Annotated in this window: 33 protein-coding genes; all 33 read left to right on the plus strand. The window is 58.3% G+C overall.

Annotation, left to right across the window (positions count from 1 at the left end; genetic code table 11):
• Positions 1-4 precede the first annotated feature (4 nt).
• The 33 genes from E5334_RS04370 (at position 5) to rpsK (ending at position 22636) form a co-directional block, all read left to right on the plus strand.
• Positions 5-4423 (plus strand): DNA-directed RNA polymerase subunit beta', encoded by a 4419-nt coding sequence (locus tag E5334_RS04370; RefSeq protein ID WP_136012373.1) that lies wholly within the window; start codon positions 5-7, stop codon positions 4421-4423.
• Between the two features lie 226 nt (positions 4424-4649).
• Positions 4650-4865, plus strand: a complete 216-nt coding sequence (locus tag E5334_RS04375; protein ID WP_136012374.1) for a helix-turn-helix domain-containing protein — start codon at positions 4650-4652, stop codon at positions 4863-4865.
• A 344-nt stretch (positions 4866-5209) separates the two neighbouring features.
• Positions 5210-5578: a 30S ribosomal protein S12 gene (rpsL, locus tag E5334_RS04380; RefSeq protein ID WP_136012375.1), complete on the plus strand. Its 369-nt coding sequence runs from the start codon at positions 5210-5212 to the stop codon at positions 5576-5578.
• 40 nt (positions 5579-5618) lie between these two features.
• On the plus strand, positions 5619-6089 hold the full coding sequence (gene rpsG / locus E5334_RS04385; protein ID WP_136012376.1) for a 30S ribosomal protein S7: 471 nt from the start codon (positions 5619-5621) through the stop codon (positions 6087-6089).
• A 30-nt stretch (positions 6090-6119) separates the two neighbouring features.
• The gene (gene fusA, locus E5334_RS04390; RefSeq protein WP_136012377.1) at positions 6120-8216 is read left to right on the plus strand and encodes an elongation factor G; all 2097 of its coding nucleotides are present in this window, start codon (positions 6120-6122) and stop codon (positions 8214-8216) included.
• A gap of 41 nt (positions 8217-8257) precedes the next feature.
• Positions 8258-8572, plus strand: coding sequence for a 30S ribosomal protein S10 (rpsJ, locus tag E5334_RS04395; protein ID WP_136012378.1), 315 nt, complete (start codon positions 8258-8260; stop codon positions 8570-8572).
• Between the two features lie 396 nt (positions 8573-8968).
• On the plus strand, positions 8969-9589 hold the full coding sequence (gene rplC, locus E5334_RS04400; protein WP_136012379.1) for a 50S ribosomal protein L3: 621 nt from the start codon (positions 8969-8971) through the stop codon (positions 9587-9589).
• Positions 9590-9636: 47 nt separating this feature from the next.
• The gene (rplD, locus tag E5334_RS04405; RefSeq protein WP_136012380.1) at positions 9637-10263 is read left to right on the plus strand and encodes a 50S ribosomal protein L4; all 627 of its coding nucleotides are present in this window, start codon (positions 9637-9639) and stop codon (positions 10261-10263) included.
• The gene (rplW, locus tag E5334_RS04410; RefSeq protein WP_136012381.1) at positions 10263-10559 is read left to right on the plus strand and encodes a 50S ribosomal protein L23; all 297 of its coding nucleotides are present in this window, start codon (positions 10263-10265) and stop codon (positions 10557-10559) included. Before rplD ends, rplW begins: the two co-directional genes overlap by 1 nt.
• Before the next feature lie 167 nt (positions 10560-10726).
• Positions 10727-11560 (plus strand): 50S ribosomal protein L2, encoded by an 834-nt coding sequence (gene rplB, locus E5334_RS04415; protein ID WP_136012382.1) that lies wholly within the window; start codon positions 10727-10729, stop codon positions 11558-11560.
• A 30-nt stretch (positions 11561-11590) separates the two neighbouring features.
• Positions 11591-11848, plus strand: coding sequence for a 30S ribosomal protein S19 (gene rpsS / locus E5334_RS04420; protein ID WP_135978847.1), 258 nt, complete (start codon positions 11591-11593; stop codon positions 11846-11848).
• A gap of 17 nt (positions 11849-11865) precedes the next feature.
• Positions 11866-12228: a 50S ribosomal protein L22 gene (rplV, locus tag E5334_RS04425; protein ID WP_136012383.1), complete on the plus strand. Its 363-nt coding sequence runs from the start codon at positions 11866-11868 to the stop codon at positions 12226-12228.
• Positions 12229-12235: 7 nt separating this feature from the next.
• Positions 12236-12943, plus strand: a complete 708-nt coding sequence (rpsC, locus tag E5334_RS04430; RefSeq protein ID WP_136012384.1) for a 30S ribosomal protein S3 — start codon at positions 12236-12238, stop codon at positions 12941-12943.
• Entirely contained in the window at positions 12943-13368 is a 426-nt protein-coding gene (gene rplP, locus E5334_RS04435) for a 50S ribosomal protein L16 (protein WP_136012385.1), read from the plus strand. The genes rpsC and rplP overlap by 1 nt, the downstream gene beginning before the upstream one ends.
• A 5-nt stretch (positions 13369-13373) precedes the next feature.
• On the plus strand, positions 13374-13583 hold the full coding sequence (rpmC, locus tag E5334_RS04440) for a 50S ribosomal protein L29 (RefSeq protein WP_136012386.1): 210 nt from the start codon (positions 13374-13376) through the stop codon (positions 13581-13583).
• A 22-nt stretch (positions 13584-13605) separates the two neighbouring features.
• Entirely contained in the window at positions 13606-13866 is a 261-nt protein-coding gene (rpsQ, locus tag E5334_RS04445; protein WP_136012387.1) for a 30S ribosomal protein S17, read from the plus strand.
• 84 nt (positions 13867-13950) lie between these two features.
• Complete coding sequence (rplN, locus tag E5334_RS04450; protein ID WP_136012388.1) at positions 13951-14319, plus strand: 50S ribosomal protein L14; 369 nt, start codon at positions 13951-13953, stop codon at positions 14317-14319.
• Positions 14320-14334: 15 nt separating this feature from the next.
• Positions 14335-14652, plus strand: a complete 318-nt coding sequence (rplX, locus tag E5334_RS04455) for a 50S ribosomal protein L24 (RefSeq protein ID WP_136012389.1) — start codon at positions 14335-14337, stop codon at positions 14650-14652.
• Between the two features lie 257 nt (positions 14653-14909).
• Positions 14910-15476 carry a 50S ribosomal protein L5 gene (gene rplE, locus E5334_RS04460; RefSeq protein WP_136012390.1) on the plus strand — a complete coding sequence of 189 codons (567 nt, stop codon included), beginning with the start codon at positions 14910-14912 and terminating at the stop codon, positions 15474-15476.
• A 73-nt stretch (positions 15477-15549) separates the two neighbouring features.
• Positions 15550-15735, plus strand: a complete 186-nt coding sequence (locus E5334_RS04465; protein ID WP_136012391.1) for a type Z 30S ribosomal protein S14 — start codon at positions 15550-15552, stop codon at positions 15733-15735.
• 107 nt (positions 15736-15842) lie between these two features.
• Positions 15843-16241 (plus strand): 30S ribosomal protein S8, encoded by a 399-nt coding sequence (gene rpsH / locus E5334_RS04470; protein ID WP_136012392.1) that lies wholly within the window; start codon positions 15843-15845, stop codon positions 16239-16241.
• 24 nt (positions 16242-16265) lie between these two features.
• Entirely contained in the window at positions 16266-16802 is a 537-nt protein-coding gene (gene rplF, locus E5334_RS04475; RefSeq protein WP_136012393.1) for a 50S ribosomal protein L6, read from the plus strand.
• Positions 16803-16866: 64 nt separating this feature from the next.
• Entirely contained in the window at positions 16867-17235 is a 369-nt protein-coding gene (rplR, locus tag E5334_RS04480) for a 50S ribosomal protein L18 (protein WP_136012394.1), read from the plus strand.
• 12 nt (positions 17236-17247) lie between these two features.
• The gene (rpsE, locus tag E5334_RS04485; protein ID WP_136012395.1) at positions 17248-17769 is read left to right on the plus strand and encodes a 30S ribosomal protein S5; all 522 of its coding nucleotides are present in this window, start codon (positions 17248-17250) and stop codon (positions 17767-17769) included.
• A 2-nt stretch (positions 17770-17771) separates the two neighbouring features.
• Positions 17772-17957 carry a 50S ribosomal protein L30 gene (gene rpmD / locus E5334_RS04490; RefSeq protein ID WP_136012396.1) on the plus strand — a complete coding sequence of 62 codons (186 nt, stop codon included), beginning with the start codon at positions 17772-17774 and terminating at the stop codon, positions 17955-17957.
• A 12-nt stretch (positions 17958-17969) separates the two neighbouring features.
• Complete coding sequence (gene rplO, locus E5334_RS04495; RefSeq protein WP_136012397.1) at positions 17970-18410, plus strand: 50S ribosomal protein L15; 441 nt, start codon at positions 17970-17972, stop codon at positions 18408-18410.
• A 2-nt stretch (positions 18411-18412) separates the two neighbouring features.
• Positions 18413-19702, plus strand: coding sequence for a preprotein translocase subunit SecY (gene secY / locus E5334_RS04500; RefSeq protein ID WP_136012398.1), 1290 nt, complete (start codon positions 18413-18415; stop codon positions 19700-19702).
• Between the two features lie 41 nt (positions 19703-19743).
• On the plus strand, positions 19744-20370 hold the full coding sequence (locus E5334_RS04505; protein WP_136012399.1) for an adenylate kinase: 627 nt from the start codon (positions 19744-19746) through the stop codon (positions 20368-20370).
• A gap of 11 nt (positions 20371-20381) precedes the next feature.
• Positions 20382-21170, plus strand: a complete 789-nt coding sequence (gene map, locus E5334_RS04510; protein WP_136012400.1) for a type I methionyl aminopeptidase — start codon at positions 20382-20384, stop codon at positions 21168-21170.
• Positions 21171-21349: 179 nt separating this feature from the next.
• Complete coding sequence (gene infA / locus E5334_RS04515; RefSeq protein WP_136012401.1) at positions 21350-21568, plus strand: translation initiation factor IF-1; 219 nt, start codon at positions 21350-21352, stop codon at positions 21566-21568.
• Between the two features lie 148 nt (positions 21569-21716).
• Positions 21717-21830 (plus strand): 50S ribosomal protein L36, encoded by a 114-nt coding sequence (rpmJ, locus tag E5334_RS04520; protein ID WP_006363204.1) that lies wholly within the window; start codon positions 21717-21719, stop codon positions 21828-21830.
• A gap of 23 nt (positions 21831-21853) precedes the next feature.
• Positions 21854-22225, plus strand: a complete 372-nt coding sequence (gene rpsM, locus E5334_RS04525) for a 30S ribosomal protein S13 (protein ID WP_136012402.1) — start codon at positions 21854-21856, stop codon at positions 22223-22225.
• 9 nt (positions 22226-22234) lie between these two features.
• Positions 22235-22636: a 30S ribosomal protein S11 gene (gene rpsK / locus E5334_RS04530; RefSeq protein WP_136012403.1), complete on the plus strand. Its 402-nt coding sequence runs from the start codon at positions 22235-22237 to the stop codon at positions 22634-22636.
• Positions 22637-22652: the final 16 nt, after the last annotated feature.

A 22652-nucleotide genomic window follows, 5' to 3' on the forward strand; every position in this document is an offset into this window, starting at 1 on the left:
CCTCGTGGCAGATTTCGATACCACAGATTTTGACGCGATTAAGATCTCTTTGGCGTCTGCCGATCAGATCCGCTCCTGGTCTCATGGCGAGGTCAAAAAGCCCGAGACCATCAACTACCGCTCCTTGAAGCCCGAGCGCGACGGTCTTTTCTGCGAGAAGATCTTCGGTCCCTCCAAGGACTGGGAGTGCGCCTGCGGCAAGTACAAGGGCATCCGCTTCAAGGGCATCGTGTGCGACCGCTGCGGCGTGGAGGTCACCAGCTCCAAAGTCCGTCGCGAGCGCATGGGCCACATCGAGCTGGCCGCTCCTGTAAGCCACATTTGGTACTTCAAGAGCCCTACCAGCTTCCCGTTGGCCCGCATTCTGGACATGAAGTCCAAGGATCTGGAGAAGATCCTCTACTTCGCCAGCTATGTGATCACCCGCGTTGACAAAGAAGCCCGCGAGGCTGACGTCACCGAGCTTGAGGCCGATTGCGCTGCAGATATCGAGGAACTCAAGACTGAGCGCGACGAGCAGATCGCCGCGCTCGAGGAGCAGGTGGCCGAGGATCGCGCCGAGGGCCTAGAGGCCATGAGCGACGAGGACCTTCGTCTGGAAAAGGCTGATATCGAGGCCGAGTACCAAGAGGAGATCGAGCTTCGCCAGGAGGCCCACAACAAGTTCATGGAGATCGAGAAGGGCGACCTCATCGCCGATGAGGCTCTCTTCCGCGAGATGAAGCGCTACTACTCCATCTATTTCGATGGCGGTATGGGCGCCGAAGCCGTGCGCGATCTTTTGGCAGACATTGACCTGGAGAAGACGGCCGAAGAGCTGCGTCTCATCCTTCAGGACGAGAAGGGTCAAAAGCAGCGTCGCGAGAAGGCCGTAAAGCGTCTGGAGATCATCGAGGCCTTCATGGAGGGCGGCAACGACCCCACCAACATGATCCTGGACGTCATTCCTGTGATTCCGCCCGATCTGCGCTCCATGGTGCAGCTGGACGGCGGCCGCTTCGCCTCCTCTGACTTGAACGACCTCTATCGCCGTGTGATCAACCGCAATAACCGTCTCAAGCGCCTGCTGGACCTGGATGCTCCCGCCATCATCGTGAACAACGAGAAGCGCATGCTCCAGGAGGCAGTGGACGCCCTCTTTGACAACGGCCGCCGTGGCCGTCCTGTCACTGGTCGCGGTGGCCGCCCTCTCAAGAGTCTCGCCGAGACCCTCAAAGGCAAGCAGGGCCGCTTCCGCCAAAACCTGTTGGGCAAGCGCGTGGACTACTCTGGCCGCTCGGTCATCGTGGTCGACCCGCAACTCAAGCTGCACCAGTGCGGCTTGCCCAAGACCATGGCTCTGGAGCTGTTCAAGCCCTTCGTCATGCGCCGCTTGGTAGAGCTGGGCAAGGTGGAGAACATCAAGGGCGCCAAACGCGCTATCGACCGCATGGAGCCCGGTGTCTGGGACGTGCTGGAAGAGGTCATCGCAGACCGTCTGGTGCTCCTCAACCGCGCTCCTACGCTGCACCGTCTCTCCATCCAGGCCTTTGAGCCGGTCCTCACCGAGGGCAAGGCCATCCACCTGCACCCGCTGGTCTGCAAGCCCTTCAACGCAGACTTCGACGGCGACCAGATGTCTGTGCACGTGCCTCTGTCCACGCAGGCTCAAACAGAGGCCCGCGTGCTCATGCTGTCCTCCAACAACCTTCGCACTCCCGCCTCGGGCAAGGTGCTCACCGTGCCTTCTCAGGACATGGTGTTTGGCGTCTACTACCTCACCAGCGAGAGCAGCCAGGAGCAGGCAGAGCCTCGCGTCTTCGCAGACTTCGAGGACGTCATCCATGCCTATGACGCTCGCGCAGACCTCGACATTCAGGCCAAGATCTCCGTGCGTGTGGGCCCTGAGGACGCCAATGTGCAGACGGAGGATGACCGTCTCTTCTTCCGTGTCATGACCTCCAAGAACGAGCACGTTGACTACGACGTCACCGAAGGCGCCGTGCGTGTGGAGACCACCGCAGGCCGCGTGATCTTCAACCGTCAGTGCCTGCCGCCCGACTATCCCTTCATCAACTACAAGATGACCTCCTCCGACATGGGCCGTCTGGTAAACGACTGCTGCGACCGCTATGCGTTGGCAGACGTCGAGCCCATCTTGGACGCCATCAAGTACGCCGGCTTCCACTACGCCACTCGCGCCGGCCTTACCATCTCCGTCTGGGATGCCGTCATCCCTGAGGAGAAGGAGAAGATGCTGGCCGATACCCAGGAGCAGGTCGATACCATCAACGAGAACTACGAGATGGGCTTCCTGTCTGAGGCCGAGCGCCACACCGAGGTTGTCGATGCCTGGACCAAGTGCACCGACGAGCTGGGTTCCGTCATGCTCAAGGGCTTCTCGGAAGACAACCCCATCTACATGCTGGCCGATTCCGGCGCCCGTGGTTCCAAGACCCAGCTGCGTCAGCTGGCCGGTATGCGTGGCCTCATGGCAGACATGTCCGGTGACACCATCGACCTGCCCATCAAGGCCAACTTCCGCGAGGGGCTGCGTCCTCTGGAGTACTTCATCTCCACCTATGGCGCCCGTAAGGGCCTGGTGGACACCTCTTCGCACACCTCTGACTCCGGTTACCTCACCCGCCGTTTGGTAGACGTGGCCCAGGACGTCATTGTGCGCGAGGCTGACTGCGGCACCACCGAGGGTGTGTCCTATCGCCTGGTGCTTCCTGGCACCGACGACCTAAATGTCGATCTGGTAGGCCGCTGCCTGCTGGAGGATGTGGTCGATCCTGCTACCGGCGAGATTCTTATGGAAAAGGATGCTTACATCGAGAGCGTCGATGACATCAAGCGCCTGGTGGACGCGGGCCTTGAGAAGGTCAAGTTCCGTGCACTGCTCACCTGTCGTTCCAAGTACGGCGTCTGCCAGAAGTGCTATGGCTGGGACCTTTCCACCCGCCGTCCTGTCAATATCGGCACCGCAGTGGGCATCATTGCCGCTCAGTCCATCGGCGAGCCCGGCACGCAGCTCACCATGCGTACCATTCACTCCGGTGGCGTGGCCGGCGCCGAGGACATCACCCAGGGCCTGCCTACCGTTGGCCGTATGTTCGACGTGGTAGGCAACGTCAACGAGAAAATCCTGGGCCGCGAGGCAGATCTGGCTCCCTACTCGGGCGAGCTGCATATCGTGCCTGAGCAAAACACCTACAAGCTCTCCATCGTGGACGAGCAGGATCCCAGCCGCGAGCTTTGGGCCAAAGACGTGCCCGCTTCCGTGCGCTTCATGCCTGGCATCGAAGACGGCTGCATCGTGCGCGCCGGCGACCAGCTCACCCATGGCTTCGTGAACTTCCGCAACCTGCGCAAGCTCACCGACATCGAGTCCACCATGCACACCTTCGTGGAGTCGGTGAAGTCGGTCTACACCTCTCAGGGCGTCGACCTCAACGACAAGCACATCGAGGTCATCGCTCGCCAGATGCTGCGCCGCGTACAGATCACCAACCCCGGTGACTCCAAGTACCTGCTTGGCCAGTATGTGGACCGCTACGAGTTCGCCGACAAGGTCAACGAGATCGCCATGGCCGGGGGCACGCCTCCTACCGCTGAGCCTGCCATCCTGGGCACCCTCAAGGTGGCCAGCTCCATCGACTCCTGGCTCTCCAGCGCTTCCTTCATCCGTACCGCCGGCGTTCTTACTGAGGCCGCTATCAAGGGCGAAGTGGACAACCTCATGGACCTCAAGTCCAACGTCATCGTGGGCAAGCAGATTCCTGCCGGCACCGGCCTCAAGGCCTACCACGATGTGGAGCTCACCTACCACGGCCAGCCCATCGAGACCTCCACGTCTCCCATTTCCAAGGCGCTGCCCGAGTGGGCCCCCGACGAGCTCAAGGCGCTGGAGTCCGAGCTGCCTCAGCAGCTTGAATGGACTGGCGACGAGTACATTCCCGGCACCTACTCCAAGAACGGCCACAAGCTGTCCTCCGAGGAGAGCAAGCTCTATCTCTTCGACGATCTTGGGGTGTCCCAGCGGTGGACCAACAAGTTCAGCGAGGTCGGCATCGAGACGGTGGGCGATCTTATCGGCAAGACCGAGGATGATCTGCTCCACATCGACGGCATCGGCGCCAAGGCCATCGAGGAGCTACGCGACGGTCTGGAGGCTCGCAACCTGCTCTACATCCTGGAGCCCGACGAAGAGGACCAGGCCGACGAGGACGATCTGTCCCAGCTGCTCAACATGGTGTTTGCTCCCGACGACAACATCATGATCGGTACCCGCGCCCCCTCCACGCACCAGGGTTATGAGGAGGAGCTTATCGGTGGCACTGCGACCGATAACATCAATCCTCAAGCGATCAACGAGGATATCGACTCGCTGGACGACATTTTGGCCCAGGTGACCCATCAAGAGGAAATGCTGGGCGAATAAGACTCAGTAAGTCTCAAGACACATAAAAAAGGGAGTCAGGTTCGCGTAGAAACTGACTCCCTTTTGTGTGAAATGGGATTCTATCCGCTCTATTTTGCGTTGGCTTGCAATATAAGGTTTCACACGGGTAACCATTCATCAGCAACGTTCGATTACCTGGACTAACTTGCGAAACTGGGGGATAAGCCCCTGGCGTGCAAGCGTCAAAAAGTAACGGGGTGAGATTATGCAAACCGGAGCTCAGCGCAACTCGTACACTTACGAGACTAAGCTCAAGGCCGTCGAGGATCATCTGGATCGCGGTATGACGGCAAGCGACGCCATGCAGAGCCACGGTGTGGCTTCCAAGAGCGCATTCTTCCGTTGGTGTGCCTCTTATCGTGACGGCGGTGCCGCGGCACTGCGCCCCAAGAAGCGCGGCCGTCCTCGCAAGAACGCTTAATTGAGCGCTATGGGATGAGCGGCGCCTTGTGATGCGCTTCTAAACGTCGTAATTGCCGAGAAACACTCGCATAGGTGCTTGTGAGTTCCTGTTGAAAAGAAAGCCTCCCTTTGAAAGGAGGCTTTCTTTTTATGTGTGGATACCGTGTAAGGGTAGGGGAGGGCTTTTCAGGAAGGGCTTCCGTGGAGGCCCAGTGAAATGGGATACGCCCGGGCCGGTGTGCAATTGACATCGAATAAAACCAGTCATAGTATTCTCACTTGCGCCGATCCAGGCGATGTTGTGCTGCGTCGCCTCTTACATACGGTCGATGTGAGCGTCAAAAGGTACGAAGGAGAAAAAACTTGCCTACCATCAACCAGCTGGTCCGTCAGGGCCGCAAGAGCACCAAGGCTAAGTCCCAAAAGCCCGCACTTCAGGGCAATCCCCAGAAGCGTGGCGTATGCACCCGTGTGTTCACCACCACCCCTAAGAAGCCTAACTCCGCACTCCGTAAGGTCGCCCGTGTGCGCCTGGTAAACGGCATCGAGGTTACGGCCTATATCCCTGGTGAGGGCCACAACCTCCAGGAGCACTCCATCGTGCTCGTGCGCGGCGGCCGTGTACGCGACCTGCCTGGTGTGCGTTACAAGATCATTCGTGGCGCTTACGACTGCGCAGCCGTGCAGAACCGCAAGCAGTCCCGTTCTCGCTACGGCGCCAAGCGCTCCTAGCACCCGCTCCCGTCACTAAAGCACATTTAAGGAGATTTATATGCCGCGTCGTGCAGCTGCAACCCGTCGCGAAATCGCGCCCGATGCCGTCTACAACAACCGTTTAGTCACTCAGCTCATCAACAAGGTTCTCCTCGACGGCAAGAAGTCCGTCGCTGAGCGCATTGTCTACAGCGCCTTCGATCAGGTCGCCGAGAAGACCGGCCAAGATCCTCTGACCGTCTTCAAGAAGGCCATGGACAATGTGCGTCCCACCCTCGAGGTCAAGCCAAAGCGTGTGGGTGGCGCCACCTACCAGGTACCCATGGAGGTCAACTCCCGTCGTTCCACTACGCTTGCCATCCGTTGGATCGTGGGCTTTTCTCGGTCCCGCAAGGAGAAGACCATGGCCGACCGTCTCGCCAACGAGATCATCGACGCCTCCAACGGCGTTGGCGCCTCGGTGAAGAAGCGCGAGGACGTCTTCAAGATGGCCGAGGCCAACCGTGCTTTCTCGCACTACCGCTGGTAACCCACACAGCCTAGAGGAGAGCTAATACCTATGGCCAAAAGTAAGTACACGCTAGAAAACATGCGCAACATCGGCATCATGGCCCACATCGATGCTGGTAAGACCACCACTACCGAGCGCATTCTTTATTACACCGGCAAGACCCACAAGATCGGCGAGGTCCATGACGGTGCTGCCACCATGGACTGGATGGTTCAGGAGCAGGAGCGTGGCGTAACCATTACCTCCGCCGCCACCACCTGCTTCTGGAAGGATCATGTCATCCAGATCATCGACACCCCTGGCCACGTGGACTTCACCTCTGAGGTCGAGCGTTCCCTGCGCGTGCTCGATGGTGCGGTGGCCGTCTTTGACGCCGTGGCCGGCGTGCAGCCCCAGTCTGAGACCGTGTGGCGCCAGGCTTCTACCTACAACGTCCCCCGTATCGCCTTCATCAACAAGTACGACCGCGTGGGTGCCGACTTCTTCAATGCCATCGAGACCATGAAGGATCGTCTCTCTGCTCCTGCGGTGGCCGCTCAGGTCCCCATGGGTGCCGAGAACAACTTCTGGGGCATCATCGACTTGGTCACCATGACCGCCTGGGACTTCAAAGAGGACGCCAAGGGCATGATCTATCCCGAGCCCCTGGATTCCATCCCCGACGAGTTCGCTGAGCTGGCCGAGGAGAAGCGCGGCGAGCTGGTAGACGCTGCCGCCGACTACTCCGACGAGCTCATGGAGTTGGTCCTGGAGGACGAGGAGATCCCCGTAGACGTCCTCAAGGCCGCTATCCGCGCTGCCGTTCTTGCCAATGGCATGAACCCCGTATTCGTGGGCTCCGCCTACAAGAACAAGGGCATTCAGGAGCTCTTGGACGCCGTCATCGACTATCTGCCCAGCCCCCTGGACATTCCTCCCGTGGAAGGCGTCAACCCCAAGACCGGCGAGACCGAGATCCGCAAGCCTTCCAATGACGAGCCCTTCTCGGCTTTGGCCTTCAAGATCATGACCGACCCCTACGTGGGCAAGCTTACCTATGTGCGCGTCTACTCGGGCGTTGCCGAGTCCGGTAGCTATGTCTACAACTCCGTGAAGGAAGATCGCGAGCGCTTTGGCCGCATCCTCGAGATGAACGCCAACGACCGCGTGGACCGCGAGTCTTGCTCTACCGCAGACATCGTCGCCGTGGTGGGTCTCAAGAACACCACCACCGGTGAGACCCTTTGCGATCAGCATCATCCCATCATCCTGGAGTCCATCGAGTTCGCCGATCCCGTCATTGACGTGGCCGTGGAGCCCAAAGACAAGGCTAACCAGGAGAAGATGAGCGTGGGTCTGGCCAAGCTGGCCGAGGAAGACCCCACCTTCAAGGTGCACACCGATCCCGAGACCGGCCAGACCATCATTGCCGGCATGGGCGAGCTGCACCTGGAGATCATCGTCGACCGCCTGCGTCGCGAGTTCAAGGTGGAGTGCAACGTAGGCAAGCCTCAGGTGGCCTACCGCGAGACCGCCGGCCAGCCCGTCAAGCATGCCGAGGGCAAGTTCGTTCGTCAGTCCGGTGGCCGTGGTCAGTATGGTCACGCCATCATCGACCTGGAGCCCCAGGAGCCCGGTGCCGGCTACGAGTTTGTCAACGCCATCGTGGGCGGTGTGGTGCCCAAGGAGTACATCCCCTCCATCGACAAGGGCATCCAGGAGGCCCTGGAGTCTGGCGTGGTCGCCGGCTACCCCGTCGTAGACGTCAAGGTGACCCTTACCGACGGCTCCTACCACGAGGTCGACTCCTCCGAGGCTGCCTTTAAGATCGCCGGTTCCATGGCTATCAAGGACGCCCTGCGCAAGTCCAAGCCCGTGCTGCTCGAGCCCATCGAGGCCGTCGAGGTCGAGACTCCCGAGGAGTACATGGGTGACGTCATGGGCAACCTGTCCTCCCGCCGCGGCAAGATCGAGGGCATGGAGGACCGTCGTAACACCAAGGTCATCAAGGCCAAGGTGCCCCTGGGCGAGATGTTTGGCTACGCTACCGACCTCCGCTCGCAAACGCAGGGTCGCGCTAGCTATACCATGCAGTTCGCTGAGTACGAGCCGGTGCCCAAGGGTGTCGCCGACGAAATCATTAGCAAAGCCGGCGGCAACGCCTAAAGATAACCGCGGGCATTACCGCTCACCAATGGAGGTACCAAGTGTCTAGCCAAAAGATCAGGATCCGTCTGAAGGGATTCGACCACGAACTGGTGGATCAGTCCTCTAAGCAGATCGTCGAAACCGCTCAGAAGACCGGCGCTCGCGTGTCCGGCCCCATCCCCCTGCCCACCGAGCGCAACGTCTACTGCGTTATCCGCTCGCCCCACAAGGACAAAGACTCCCGCGAGGAGTTCGAGATGCGCACTCACAAGCGCCTCATCGACATCCTCGATCCCCCCTCTGAGACCGTCGACTCCCTTATGCGTCTCGACCTTCCTGCTGGCGTGGAGATCGACATCAAGCTTGACGCCTAAGGCCTGCGCATCCCAGATAAGCTCGTAATTCACTGGTTACTGCACAGTCAGCGCTCCCTTCCAAAGCCAGGAGGGGAGCGTTTTTCTTGCCCAAAGCGGCCGCTGTGAGCAAGGAGAGCTTTTCTCAGCAGCTCTTTTCAATGCCAAGAAACACTCCCACCTCTCAAAGAAGTGATATGCAGGGTTTTTGGGCTTCAAAAAAAGATTTGGGAGAAGTCGTGGATACGGCTTCTAGGCCCTATACTAGTCAAGCTGTCAATTTGGGTCTTTCTGTGCTGCGACTATACCACGGCACCGGGCGTATCCCTATTGGCACATTCCCACAAGATGTGGTCCGCTGGGGACAGGCACAAACAGCGCCTGCGGTCCCATGACCACCAAAGGTAAGGAATACGTATGGTCAACACGATTCTCGGCCGCAAGATCGGGATGACTCAGGTGTGGGACGAGGACGATAACGTCGTTCCCGTGACGGTCGTTCAGGCCGGCCCCTGCGTTGTCTCCCAGGTCAAGTCTGAAGCCACTGACGGCTACGACGCCGTGCAGATTGGTTTTGGCGAGATCAAGCCTTCCCGCGTGAATAAGCCCATGAAGGGCCATTTCGCCAAGGCTGGCGTAGAGCCTATGCGCTACCTGCGCGAGGTGCGCGTGGACAACGCTGCCGATCACAAGGTGGGCGACGTGGTTACCGTGGCTGATTTTGCAGAGGTTGCTGCGGTAGATGTCACCGGCACCTCCAAGGGCAAGGGCTTCCAAGGCACCATCAAGCGCTGGAACTTCGCTTGCGGCCCCATCACCCACGGCTCACGCAACCAGCGCAAGCCCGGCTCCATTGGTCAGTGCGCCTATCCCGCTCGCGTGCGCAAGGGTCTGCACATGGCCGGTCACATGGGCGACGAGCGCGTCACGGTCAAGAACCTCAAGCTGGTCTCCGTCGATCCCGAGCAAAACCTCATGCTCATCAAGGGTGCGGTACCTGGTGGCAAGAACGCGCTGGTTCAGATCCGCATGGCCTAAGGGCCCTTATCTCTAGTAGAACCTCTTAGGCTATTCAAGGAGTGAAGATGTCCAACATCGAAATCAAGAACGCAGAGGGGCAGGCGGTTCGCACGGCCGAGCTCGACTCTCGCGTCTTTGGCATTGAGCCAAATATCCCGGTGATGCACCTGGTCGTGAAGAACTACCTCTCTTCGCTGCGTCAAGGCACCCACGACACCAAAGGCCGTTCTGAGGTCTCCGGTGGCGGCAAGAAGCCCTGGCGTCAGAAGGGCACCGGTCGTGCCCGCCAGGGTTCCATTCGTGCCACCCAGTGGGTAGGCGGCGGCGTGCCCTTTGGCCCCACCCCTCGCACTCACAACAAGCGCACCAACAACAAAGAGGCCAAGCTGGCTATGCGTTCGGCCCTCTCCGCCAAGCTGGCCGACGGCGAGCTCCTTGTGGTAGACGAGATGGCTTTCGACAAGCCTTGCACCAGGCAGGCTAAGGCCTTGCTGGCTGCTCTGGGCGTTGCCGACAAACGCGTCACTGTGGTACTCCCCAATGACGCCGTGGAAGCCTTCCTGTCCTTCCGCAACCTTCCCAAGGTACGTGTCATTGGTGTGCGCGAGGCTAACACCCACAATCTCGTTGACAACGCCGCCCTGGTCATGCCTGAGGCCGTTGTTACGACCCTTGAGGAGGCGCTCGTCTAATGAACTCCGTCTACAACGTCATCATTCGCCCTGTCGTGTCTGAGCGCACCTTCGATCAGATGGGCGAGAACAAGTACACCTTCGAGGTGGCCCCCCAGGCCCCCAAGGAGGAAATCGCTCAGGCTGTCGAGAAGATCTTTGACGTCAAGGTCACCAAGGTGAACACCGCCTGGGTCAAGCCTAAGACCAAGCGCGTGCGCTATGTCGCTGGCAAGACTCGTCGCTGGAAGAAGGCCATCGTCACGCTGGCCGAGGGCGACTCCATTGAGATCTTCGGCCAATCGGTCGCTGAGTAACCACCGTCAATGCCAGGCTCTGCAACCACTGAGGGCCTGCCTTTACGGCTCTGCTATGGATACGCGCGGAGCCGTGGTAATCCGGCGTCACAGGTGTTTGGGCTTATCGGTAGCCCTCTTCCCTTAGAAGCCTGTGGCCATCGGAACATACGAAAGGGAATCTAACTATGGGAATCAAGCACCTCAAGCCGACGAGCCCCGGCAGGCGTTTCCAGACGATCTCGGATTTCTCTGAGGTCACCTGCACCACGCCCGAGAAGTCCCTTCTCGAGCCGCTGCCCGTCAAGGCCGGTCGCAACAACACCGGTCGCATCACCACCCGCCATCAGGGCGGCCGTGTGAAGCGCAAGTTCCGCAAAATTGACTTCAAGCGCAACAAGGACGGCGTACCTGCCAAGGTTGCCACCATCGAGTATGACCCCAACCGCTCTGCTCGCATCGCCCTGCTCCACTATGCAGACGGCGCCAAGGCCTACATTCTGGCCCCTCGCGGCCTTAAGGTTGGCGACACCGTGCTGAGCGGCCCCGATGCCGACATCAAGCCTGGCAATGCACTGCCTCTGGCCAACATCCCCGTGGGTACTCTTGTCCACGCCATCGAGTTCCAGCCGGGCAAAGGCGCTGCCATCGCCCGATCTGCCGGCACCTCGGTGCAGCTCATGGGCAAGGAGGGCAATTACGCCGTGCTGCGCATGCCTTCCTCCGAGATGCGTCGCGTGCTCATCACCTGTCGTGCCACTGTAGGCGAAGTGGGTAATGCCGAGCACTCCAACATCACCATCGGCAAGGCCGGCCGCAACCGCTACAAGGGCGTACGTCCCACCGTCCGTGGTACCGTCATGAACCCTGTGGACCATCCCCACGGCGGCGGCGAGGGCAAGAACCACACTTCTGGTCGTCCCTCTGTGTCCCCCTGGGGCAAGCCTTCCAAGGGCGCCAAGACCCGCGATCCCAAGAAGGGTTCGAACCGCCTCATCATCCGTCGTCGCAAGACGAAGTAGCGCATCCGCGAGAAGTAGGAGTCATCACTTATGAGCAGGAGTCTCAAGAAGGGCCCGTACGTCGAGACCCGCCTCCTCCAGCGCGTGGTCGCGCAGAACGAGGCTGGCACCAAGGAGGTCATCAAGACCTGGTCTCGTGCCTCCACCATCTTCCCCGACATGGTGGGCCACACCATTGCCGTGCACGACGGCCGCAAGCACGTGCCCGTGTACATTACTGAGTCCATGGTCGGGCACAAGCTCGGCGAGTTCGCCCCGACCCGCACCTTCCGCGGGCACAAGGCTTAAAGAGGGGATGAACAGGCATGAAGCATTCCGATAACGCGTCGCACGTTTCCGCGACCGCCAAGTACGTTCGCGTTGCCCCCCGTAAGGCACGCCTGGTCGTAGACCAGATTCGCAATAAGTCCGTGGCCCAGGCCGTGGAGATTCTTCAGTTCTCCAACCGTGCAGTAGCCGTGGACGTCGAGAAGGTCCTGCGTTCTGCTGTGGCCAACGCCTATGAGAACAAGGGTTTCCGTCCCGACGACCTCGTAATCGTTGAGACCTATGTGGACGAGGGTCCCACTCTCAAGCGCATCCGTCCTCGCGCCAAGGGTTCGGCTTCGCGCATCAACAAGCGCACCAGCCACATTACCGTCACCGTTGCTCCTCGAAAGGAGGCGTAGCAGATCCATGGGACACAAGGTATCTCCCACCGGGTTCCGCCTGGGCGTCACTGAGAACTGGCGCTCCCGTTGGTACGCCGATAAGGACTACTCCAAGAACGTCGGCAACGACCTCAAGATCCGCAAGTATCTGACCAAGCGCCTCGAGCGTGCTGCCCTCTCTCGCGTGGACATCGAGCGCGCTGGCAAAAAGGTGAAGGTCACCATCTATACCGCCCGTCCCGGCCTGGTCATTGGCAAGAAGGGTTCCGAGATCGACGCTCTGCGCCGCGAGCTTGAGAAGATCGCCGGTGTGGGCAAGGGCGACGTCAACGTAGACGTCATTGAGATCAAGCGCCCCGAGCTTGATGCCAGCCTGGTCTCTCAGTCCATCGCTGAGCAGCTGGAGCAGCGCATCGCCTTCCGTCGCGCCATGCGCAAGGCCGTGCAGTCTGCTCGCAAGTCCGGCGCCAAGGGCATCCGTATTCAGTGCTCCGGTCGTCTTGGCGGCGCTGAGATGGGTCGTCGCGAGTGGTACCGCGAGGGTCGCGTGCCTCTGCAGACCCTGCGTGCCAAGATTGACTTCTCCGAGGCTACCGCCCGCACCATCATGGGCGCCTGCGGCGTGAAGACCTGGATCTATGTGGGCGAGAAGCTCCCTGGCCAGCCTGCACCTAATCCCGCACTCGAGGGCACTTCTCGTCCTCGTCGCCGCAATGAGAGGAGGGGCAACTAATGCTGGCTCCTAAACGCGTCCTTCACCGTAAGGTTCAGCGTGGCTCTATGAAGGGCCACGCCAAGGGTGGCACCAAGCTCAACTTTGGTTCCTGGGGCATCCGTGCCGAGGAGGCTCACTGGATCACTAACCGCCAGATTGAGGCTGCCCGTATCGCCATGACCCGTCAGATGAGGCGTGGCGGTAAGGTTTGGATCACCATCTTCCCCGACAAGCCCATTACCAAGAAGCCCGCTGAGACCCGCATGGGTTCCGGTAAGGGTAACCCCGAGGAGTGGGTGGCCGTCGTCAAGCCCGGCCGTATTATGTTCGAGATCGACGGCGTGAGCGAAGAGGTTGCCAAGGAGGCTCTGCGTCTGGCGCAGCACAAGCTTCCCATCCGCACCAAGATCGTCTCCCGCGCCGACCAGGCCGAGGAGGAGTAATCCCTATGAAGTCCAAAGAGATTCGCGAGCTTACTGACGAGCAGCTCGCTTCGAAGCTCGATGAGGCCCGCGCGGAGCTCTTCAACCTCCGCTTCCAGATGGCCACGAGCCAGCTTGACAACACTGCCCGAGTGTCCCATGTCAAGCGTGACATTGCTCGTATTCAGACCGAGATGCGCGCCCGCGAGATCGCGGCCGCCAATGCTGCAAACTAGACGCGAGGGGAGAAGAAGAAACATGAGCGATTCCCGCAATTCGCGCAAGGTTCGCACCGGTGTCGTGTCGTCCATCTCCGGCGACAAGACCATCACGGTCCAGATCACCGAGCGCAAGCCGCACTCCAAGTACGGCAAGATGATCACCGTCTCCAAGAAGCTCCACGCCCATGACGAGAACAACGAGGCTGGCCTCGGCGACACCGTCACCGTAATGGAGACTCGTCCCTTGTCCAAGACCAAGCGCTGGCGCCTCGTCGAGATCGTCGAGAAGGCCAAGTAGCCACCCGCAATATGGCCCAGAAGACCATGTGCGTCGCACGCCAGGGCGCACCTCTGGTACTTTTAAGGCACGGAGGATAGAAACATGATTCAGCAGGAGACCATGCTCACCGTCGCCGATAACTCCGGCGCTCGTAAGGTGAAGTGCATTAAGGTCCTCGGCGGCTCCAAGCGCCGTTACGCCGGCATCGCCGACGTCATCGTTGCCGCTGTGCAGGAGGCTACTCCTGGCGGCAACGTGAAAAAAGGCGACGTAGTACGTTGCGTCGTCGTGCGCACCGTCAAGGAGAACCGTCGTAAGGACGGCAGCTACATTCGTTTCGATCAGAACGCTTGCGTTCTGATCGATAAAGACGGCAATCCCGTAGGTACTCGTATCTTTGGGCCCGTCGCCCGCGAGCTGCGCGACCACAAGTACATGAAGATCGTCTCGCTCGCACCCGAGACGCTGTAAGAGGAGTGAGACGACATGCCTAAGATGAACATCAAGAAGGGCGACCTCGTCGAGGTCCTCTCCGGCAAGGATAAGGGTGCCCGTGGCCACGTGCTGCGCGCTCTTCCCGCCGACGGCAAAGTCGTGGTTGAGGGTGTTGCGCTGGTCAAAAAGGCTCAGCGTCCCACTCAGACCAACCAGCAGGGCGGTTTTGTAAGCCAGGAGGCTGCCATCGATGTGTCTAACGTCGCTTTGGTATGCCCTTCCTGCGACAAGGCCACTCGTGTTGGCCATGCCGTCAACGACGAGGGCAAGAAGGTCCGCGTGTGCAAGAAGTGCGGCAATCAATTCTAAGCACACACCCTTAATGTGGTTAAGCGCCTCGATGCTTTGGTATCGAGGCGCTTTTTCTTTTGAATGAGGCTCAGATGGCCAAAGCATGAATGCGGCTACACAAAGAGAATTTCTCGTTCTAATTACCCTTGCTATGGCCTATGATTTGGAATTGCACTGTGTCTGGCCCCACTACCTTTATGCCAATAGGTTGTGGGGGTGCGAGGATCTTGGGCTGCCAAGACACCCCGCGCTGAAATACCCCAAAGGAGTTTTACATGGCAGAAGAGAAGTATGTTCCTCGTCTCAAGACCCGCTATGAGGAAGAGGTTCGTCCCAAGCTCGTAGAGCAGTTTGGCTACACCAACCCCATGACCGTTCCTCAGATTGAGAAGATCGTAGTCAATATGGGTGTGGGCGAGGCCGCTACCGATGCTAAGGCTATAGACGCCGCTGTGGCTGACCTACGTCAGATCACTGGTCAACAGCCCATGGTAACCCGTGCTCGTAAGTCCATCGCCACCTTCCACCTGCGTGCCGGTATGCCCATTGGCGCCAAGGTCACTCTGCGCAAGGACCGTATGTGGGACTTCCTGGACCGCCTTATTGACATTGCCACCCCTCGTATCCGCGACTTCCGTGGTTTGCCAGTCAAGAGCTTTGACGGCCGTGGCAATTATTCGCTGGGCGTCACTGAGCAAACCATCTTCCCCGAGATCGATTTTGACAAGGTCGATCACGTGCGCGGTATGGATATCACCATCGTTACTACCGCCAAGACTGATGAGGAGGGCAAAGCCCTGCTTGAGGGCTTCAACTTCCCCTTCAAGAAGAACGGCAAGTAACTTTATAAGCGTCAACAGGTTTCAATCTTTGTTGCCCCAGAAAAGCGAGGGGCTGCAATGTGAAGGAGGATTTGTGGCTAAGACTTCGATGATCGTCAAGTCCCAGCGCACGCCCAAGTACTCGACGCGTCTTCAGCGCCGTTGTCAGCGCTGCGGTCGTCCGCACTCGGTGTACCGCAAGTTTGGGCTGTGCCGTGTCTGCCTGCGTGAGCTGGCGAACAAGGGCGATCTCCCTGGTGTCCGCAAGGCCAGTTGGTAATTTCTGCTGCCTCTAAGACCTCAAGGAGAACCCGCATTTAGGCGTCTGTGCCACGGGTGCAGACGAACCGCATGCAGGGATTTCATCTGGTACGAAGGAGAATCTCAATGAACGTGAACGATCCCATCAGCGATATGCTCACACGCATTCGCAACGCCAACAGCGCAGGCAAGGCAGATGTTTCTATGCCTTCCACCAAGGTGCTGGTTGAGGTTGCCCGCGTGTTGGCCGAGGAGGGCTACATCGAGGGCTATGTCGTAAACGACACCAAGCCTCAGAAGACCCTTGTCATTACGCTCAAGTATGGTAAGAAGCGCGCTCGTGTCATCAAGGGCATCAAACGCATTTCTAAGCCTGGTCTGCGTAAGTATTCTGCAGCCGCTGACCTGCCCCGTGTGTTGGGCGGATTGGGCACTGCCATCATTTCCACCTCTAAGGGCATGATGTGTGACCGCGATGCTCGTACCCAGGGCATCGGTGGCGAGATCATCGCCTACGTTTGGTAACCGGCAGGACTGAAAGGAGCTACCGTGTCCCGTATCGGTAAAATGCCTGTCCAGATTCCAGCCGGAGTCACCGTGACAGTTGACAACAAGACTGTGACTGTAAAAGGTCCTAAGGGCGAGCTGGTTCGTACCTTCTCTCCTCTGGTGAGCTTTGAGGTCAAGGACAACGAGGTTGTTGTCACCCCTGAGAATGAGGAGAAGGAAGCCAACGCCCAGTGGGGTCTTTCCCGTACCCTGGTGCACAATATGGTGCTAGGCGTATCCGAAGGCTTTGAGAAGCGTTTGCAACTGGTTGGCGTTGGTTACCGTGCCACCCTTAAAGGCCGCGACCTGGATCTTTCTCTGGGCTACTCTCATCCTGTGATTATGCCCGCCCCTGAGAACATCACCTTCGAGGTGCCTGATAACACCCATATCGTAGTGAAGGGCATTTCCAAGGAGCAGGTGGGCCAAGTGGCTGCTGAGATTCGCGCCAAGCGTCCCCCCGAGCCTTACAAGGGCAAAGGCATCCGCTATATAGATGAGCATGTCCGCCGTAAGCTCGGCAAGGCTGCTAAGTAGCGATTCTGCCTCTAAAAGACCGCTACCCCGTCAGGTGGCGGCGTGAAAGAAGGAGTAAGTCCGCATGAACAAGCAGAAGGCGAAGAAGCTCGGGCTCAAGCGCCGCGAGCGTCGCGTCCGTAGCAAAATCACCGGTACCGCTGAGCGTCCCCGTCTCTCCGTGCACCGCACTAACGCAAACATCTATGCGCAGGTCATCGATGATGTCGATTCCAAGACCGTCTGCACCTGCTCTACCCTTGATCCCGAGTTCCGTGCCACCGGTAAGCTCGGTTCCAACAAGGAAGCTGCCGAGCTCGTAGGCGAGCTTATCGGCAAGCGCGCTCTGGACAAGGGCGTTACCACCGTCACCTTCGATCGTGGCGGTCGCATCTACCATGGCCGTGTTAAGGCCCTCGCTGATGGTGCCCGCAAAGCGGGCCTGAAGTTCTAGGAGGTATTGCAGATGGCTCGTAATCCTAAGCAGCGCGACGCCTCCGATCTTCAGGAGCGCGTTGTCTTCATTCACCGTGTGTCCAAGGTAGTTAAGGGCGGTCGTCGTTTCTCCCTGGTCGCATTGGTAGTCGTAGGCGACGGCAAGGGCAACGTGGGTCTTGGCATGGGCAAGTCCGCCGAGGTGCCTCTGGCTATCCAGAAGGCCGTCGACGATGCCAAGAAGAATATGTTCCATGTTCCTGTGACCGACGAGGGCTCTGTGCCCCACGCCGTGACTGGCCACTTTGGCGCCGGTCGTGTACTTATTCAGCCAGCTATCGAGGGTACCGGTGTCATCTCCGGTGGCTCCGTGCGTCCTCTCTTCGAGCTGGCTGGCATCAAGAACGTTATGTCCAAGTCCCTCGGCACCGCTAACTCCATGAACGTTATCAAGGCCGCCGCAGAGGGCCTCAAGCAACTGGAAAGCCCCGAGCAAGTCGCTGATCGTCGTGGCATCACCGTTGCCAAGATGTTCGGCACGAAGGAGGCCTAACCATGGCGAACACCCTCAAGATTAAGCTCGTGAGGAGCGCCGTCACCCAGGTGAAGCAGGACCAGACTCGCACCGCTCGTGCCCTGGGTCTCCGCCGCATTGGCGACGTTGTCGAGCAGCCTGATAACGAGAGCATCAGGGGCATGATCTTCAAGATCAAGCACCTGGTCGAGGTGGAAGAGAACTAGGAGTAAATAGCAATGCAACTCAATGATCTTCGCCCCGCCGAGGGCTCCCGTAAGAATCGCAAGCGCGTGGGCCGCGGCAATTCTTCCGGTAACGGCACCACTGCCGGCCGCGGCACCAAGGGTCAGCTTTCACGCTCCGGCGGCGGCAAGGGTGCTGGGTTCGAGGGCGGTCAGAACCCTCTAGCTATGCGCCTTCCTAAGCTCCCCGGCTTCACCAATCACAACCGTATCCAGTATGCGCCTGTAAACATTGCTCGCCTTGAGGCCTGCTTCAACGACGGCGATGTGGTAGACGGTGCTACTCTGGTTGAGAAGGGCATCATCAAGAAGGCCACTCAACCGGTGAAGGTTCTCGGCGACGGTGAGCTGACCAAGGCCCTTACTGTCAAGGTAGACAAGGTGTCTGCCTCCGCCCAGGCCAAGATCGAGGCCGCAGGAGGAAAGGTCGACTAATCGTGCTCAAAGGTATTGCCAACGCGTTCCATGTCAAGGAGCTCCGTGACAAGATCCTGCTGACGATCGGCATCCTCGTGATCTATCGCATCGGTGCTTATCTGCCGGTGCCTGGTATTCCCTTCCAGGGCATGCTGAACCAGTTTCAGACTGCCCTGGATGACCAGAGCGCGCTCGCTCTCCTGAACTTGTTCAGCGGCGGCGCGCTCGCGCGCGTATCGGTGTTCGCTCTGGGCATCATGCCCTACATCACTGCCCAAATCATCATGCAGATGCTTCAGGCCGTGATTCCTTCTCTGGGCGAGATGGCCAAGGAGGGCGACGCCGGTCAGCGCAAGATCGCGCAGTACACCCGTTACGTCACTGTGGGCCTGGCACTGCTCAATGCCATCGGGTATCTCTTCTTATTCAAGAGCGATGCCTACGGTATCGATTTCTCTGCCATTGCTGCCCCTGCATGGCTGCTGGACACCATGGTGGTGCTCACCATGCTTGCTGGCGCCATGATCATCATGTGGCTTGGCGAGGTTATCACCCAGCGTGGTGTAGGCAACGGTATGTCTCTCATTATCTTTGCCAACATCATGAGCGGCTTGCCAACGGCCATCTTCAGCTCGGTGTCCTCTTCTGAGAACGGTGTGGTTATGACCGTGCTGGTGATCCTTGTGATCCTGGCGGTTATTCCCTTCATCATTTATATCGAGCGTGGTCAGCGTCGCATCCCGGTGTCGTATGCAAAGCGTGTCTCCGGTCGCCGTGTGATGGGTGGTCAGTCCACCTATCTGCCTGTAAAGGTGAACACTGCAGGCGTTATCCCCATCATCTTTGCCTCGGCTATCCTTTACTTCCCTGCACAGATCGCTGTGTTCTTCCCCACGGTGGGATGGATGCAGGTCTTTGCCAATGCCGTATCTGCAGGTTGGCTCAACTGGGTCCTGTCTGTAGTGCTCATCGTGGTCTTCGCCTATTTCTACACCTCTATGGTGTTTAATCCTGAAGAGACTGCAGATCAGCTTCGCAAGCAGGGCGGCTATATCCCTGGCGTGCGCCCTGGTGCCACTACTGCCGCCTATATCAAGAGCGTTCTGGATCACATTACTCTGCCGGGCGCCATCTTCTTGGCCCTTATAGCAGTGGTTCCCTCGATCTTGTTCACGTTCACCTCTAATACCCTCATTCAAGCCTTCGGAGGAACATCCATCCTCATCATGGTGGGTGTTGCTCTAGACACTCTGACTCAGGTTCAGAGTCAGCTTGAGACTCATAACTACGAGGGCCTGTTCATTCGTTAATGTCCGGTGGGCTTAGGTGCCCCGAAGTGAGGAGAACTTCCATGAATATCGTCCTGCTCGGGGCGCCTGGCGCCGGTAAGGGTACTCAGGCTCAGATGCTGGTTGAGCATTATGGTCTTGATCACATCTCTACTGGTGACTTATTGCGTGCCGCTGTGAAAGCAGGGACACCTTTGGGCCTTGAGGCCAAAAGCTATATGGATGCAGGTCAGCTCGTGCCTGATTCTGTTGTAATTGGTCTTGTGAAAGAGCGTCTCGCTACTCCAGCTGCACAAAAGGGATTCATTCTTGATGGTTTCCCTCGCAACACTGCTCAAGCAGAAACTTTGGATACCGAGCTTGAGGGTATGGGGAAGAAGCTTGATGCGGCACTTCTTGTCGACGTCGCACCCGAGGTCATCATTGATCGTTTGAGCTCTCGTCGTGTGTGCCGTACTTGTGGTTATACCGGTACCGCTGCCGATAAGGTCTGTCCACGCGATGGTGGCGAAATGTATCAGCGTGATGACGACAAGCCTGAAACCATTAAAAAGCGCTTGGATGTCTATGAAGAGAAGACTGCTCCTCTGGTGGATTACTACCGTGAGAGTGCCATCCTTCGCGAAGTGGACGGCGATCGACCGCAGGCCGAGGTCTTTGATGACGTCGTCGCCCTTCTGGGCCTCTAGGGATTATCTCTATGATCAAATTTAAAACATCGGCAGAGATTGAGTCGATGAAAGCAGCCGGGGCCGTTTCTAAAGCGGCCCTGCGTTGCGTTGGAGCGGCAATTGTCCCAGGAGTGAGAGCTCTTGATCTAGACAGGATCGCAGAGTCTGTCATACGAGCCAATGGTGGTGTTCCTGCTTTCAAAGGGTATATGGGCTTTCCGTCCTCTATCTGTTGTTCTGTCAACGACCAGATAGTTCATGGTATTCCCACTGATGACGTGGTGCTTAAGAACGGCGATATCGTTTCTATAGATACCGGCGCCATTGTCAACGGTTGGGTAGGGGATAACGCCTGGACGTTCTTTTGCGGCACTCCTAGTCTTCAAGATAAAGAGCTCTGCGAAGTCACTCGTGACTGTTTGAAGATTGCCATTAAGCAAGCTGTGCCAGGAAATCACCTAGGTGACATTGGCCATGCAGTTCAAGAGCACGCGGAACGTCATGGTTTTGGAGTCATTCGCGACTATGCAGGTCATGGTATAGGCCGTGAGATGCACGAAGAGCCTTCTGTAAGGAATTTTGGCCATAAAGGTCGAGGCATCAAGATTCAAGAGGGCATGGTATTGGCTATCGAGCCAATGATCGTGCGGGGCGCTTACCAAACTCAAGTCGAGCGCAATCGTTGGACGGTAGTGAGTCGTGACCATTCTACGGCAGCCCATTATGAGAACACGGTGGCTGTAACAGCAGATGGTCCAGTGATCCTCACCTCAGACGGGAAGGGTCCTTGGTGTCCTCTGGAGGGTGGAGTAGCTTAGCGCGCCGGGATTGCATGAAGCATTCATAGGCGGTAAGCCTGTACTTCTACAACGCATATAAATGAATGTGCTGTGTGGTCTTTTCTCGGTAGGGGCGAATTGAGCTTTCGAGCATGGACTCACACAAAACCATGAGATAGACTGATTAGCTGCTGTTCGCTGTGAAGAGAGGTAGTTGCGTGAGCAAACAAGACGCAATCGAACTGGAGGGCAAGGTGCTTGAGCCTCTGCCTAATGCCATGTTCAATGTGGAGTTGGAGAATGGACACACTATTCTCTGCACCATTTCGGGCAAGATTCGTATGAACTACATTCGTATTTTGCCAGGTGACCGCGTAGTCGTGGAGATGTCTCCCTACGACCTTACGCGTGGTCGCATTACCTACCGCTACAAATAGCAGTGTTTGAGGCGACAGCGTCCAGTTGTCGCCTTGAAGATTGTGAAGCGATACAAGCCGGCCCCTCTGTGAGGAGTCGGTCACAGCTGTGGACACAACCGCCAGCGGCTGGGCGAAGATATAGCAAGCATCAATGGAAGGAAGACAGATGAAGGTCCGTCCCTCTGTCAAGAAGATGTGCGACAAGTGCAAGATCATTAGGCGCCATGGCAAGGTGCTCGTAATCTGCGAGAACCCCCGCCACAAGCAGCGTCAGGGTTAAAGCAGAACGAGAGGAGCTACAAGGTGGCCCGTATTAACGGTGTCGACCTCCCGCGCGAGAAGCGCGTTGAGATCGGTCTTACCTATATCTATGGCATCGGCCGCACTACAGCCGAGAAGATCTGCGCCGCCACTGGCGTGGACCCCGATACCCGCGTCCGTGACCTCACCGATGAAGAGGTTGCCAAGATGCGTGATTACATCGACGCTCACTACACCGTCGAAGGCGATCTCCGTCGTGAGACTCGTCAAAATATCGCCCGTCTGATGGAGATCGGCTGCTATCGCGGCCTTCGCCATCGCAAGGGTCTTCCTGTCCGCGGTCAGCGCACCCACACTAACGCTCGCACCCGCAAGGGTAAGAAGCGCCAGATCGGTGCCAAGAAGAGGGGCTAAGGGAGACAGATGGCTCAGAAGAAGAACGCTAAGACGACGCGTATTCGTCGCGCCGAGCGCAAGAACATCGCTGTGGGTCAGGCCCACATCAAGAGCACGTTCAATAACACGATTATTTCCATCACCGATCCGCAGGGCAACGTCATTGCCTGGCAGTCTGCGGGCACCGTGGGCTTCAAGGGCTCTCGTAAGTCCACCCCCTTTGCCGCACAGATGGCCGCTGAGGCTTGTGCCAAGACCGCCATGGAGCACGGCATGCACTCTGTAGCCGTCTTCACCAAGGGTCCTGGCTCTGGTCGCGAGACTGCTATTCGCTCCCTTCAGGCCGCTGGTCTTGAAGTGAAGAGCATTCAGGACAAGACGCCCATTCCGCACAACGGTTGCCGTCCGCGCAAGCGTCGTCGCCAGTAATCAGGATCAGGAAGGA

It is taken from the genome of Muricaecibacterium torontonense, from assembly GCF_004793925.1.
Classification (GTDB): Bacteria; Actinomycetota; Coriobacteriia; order Coriobacteriales; family Atopobiaceae; genus Leptogranulimonas; species Leptogranulimonas caecicola.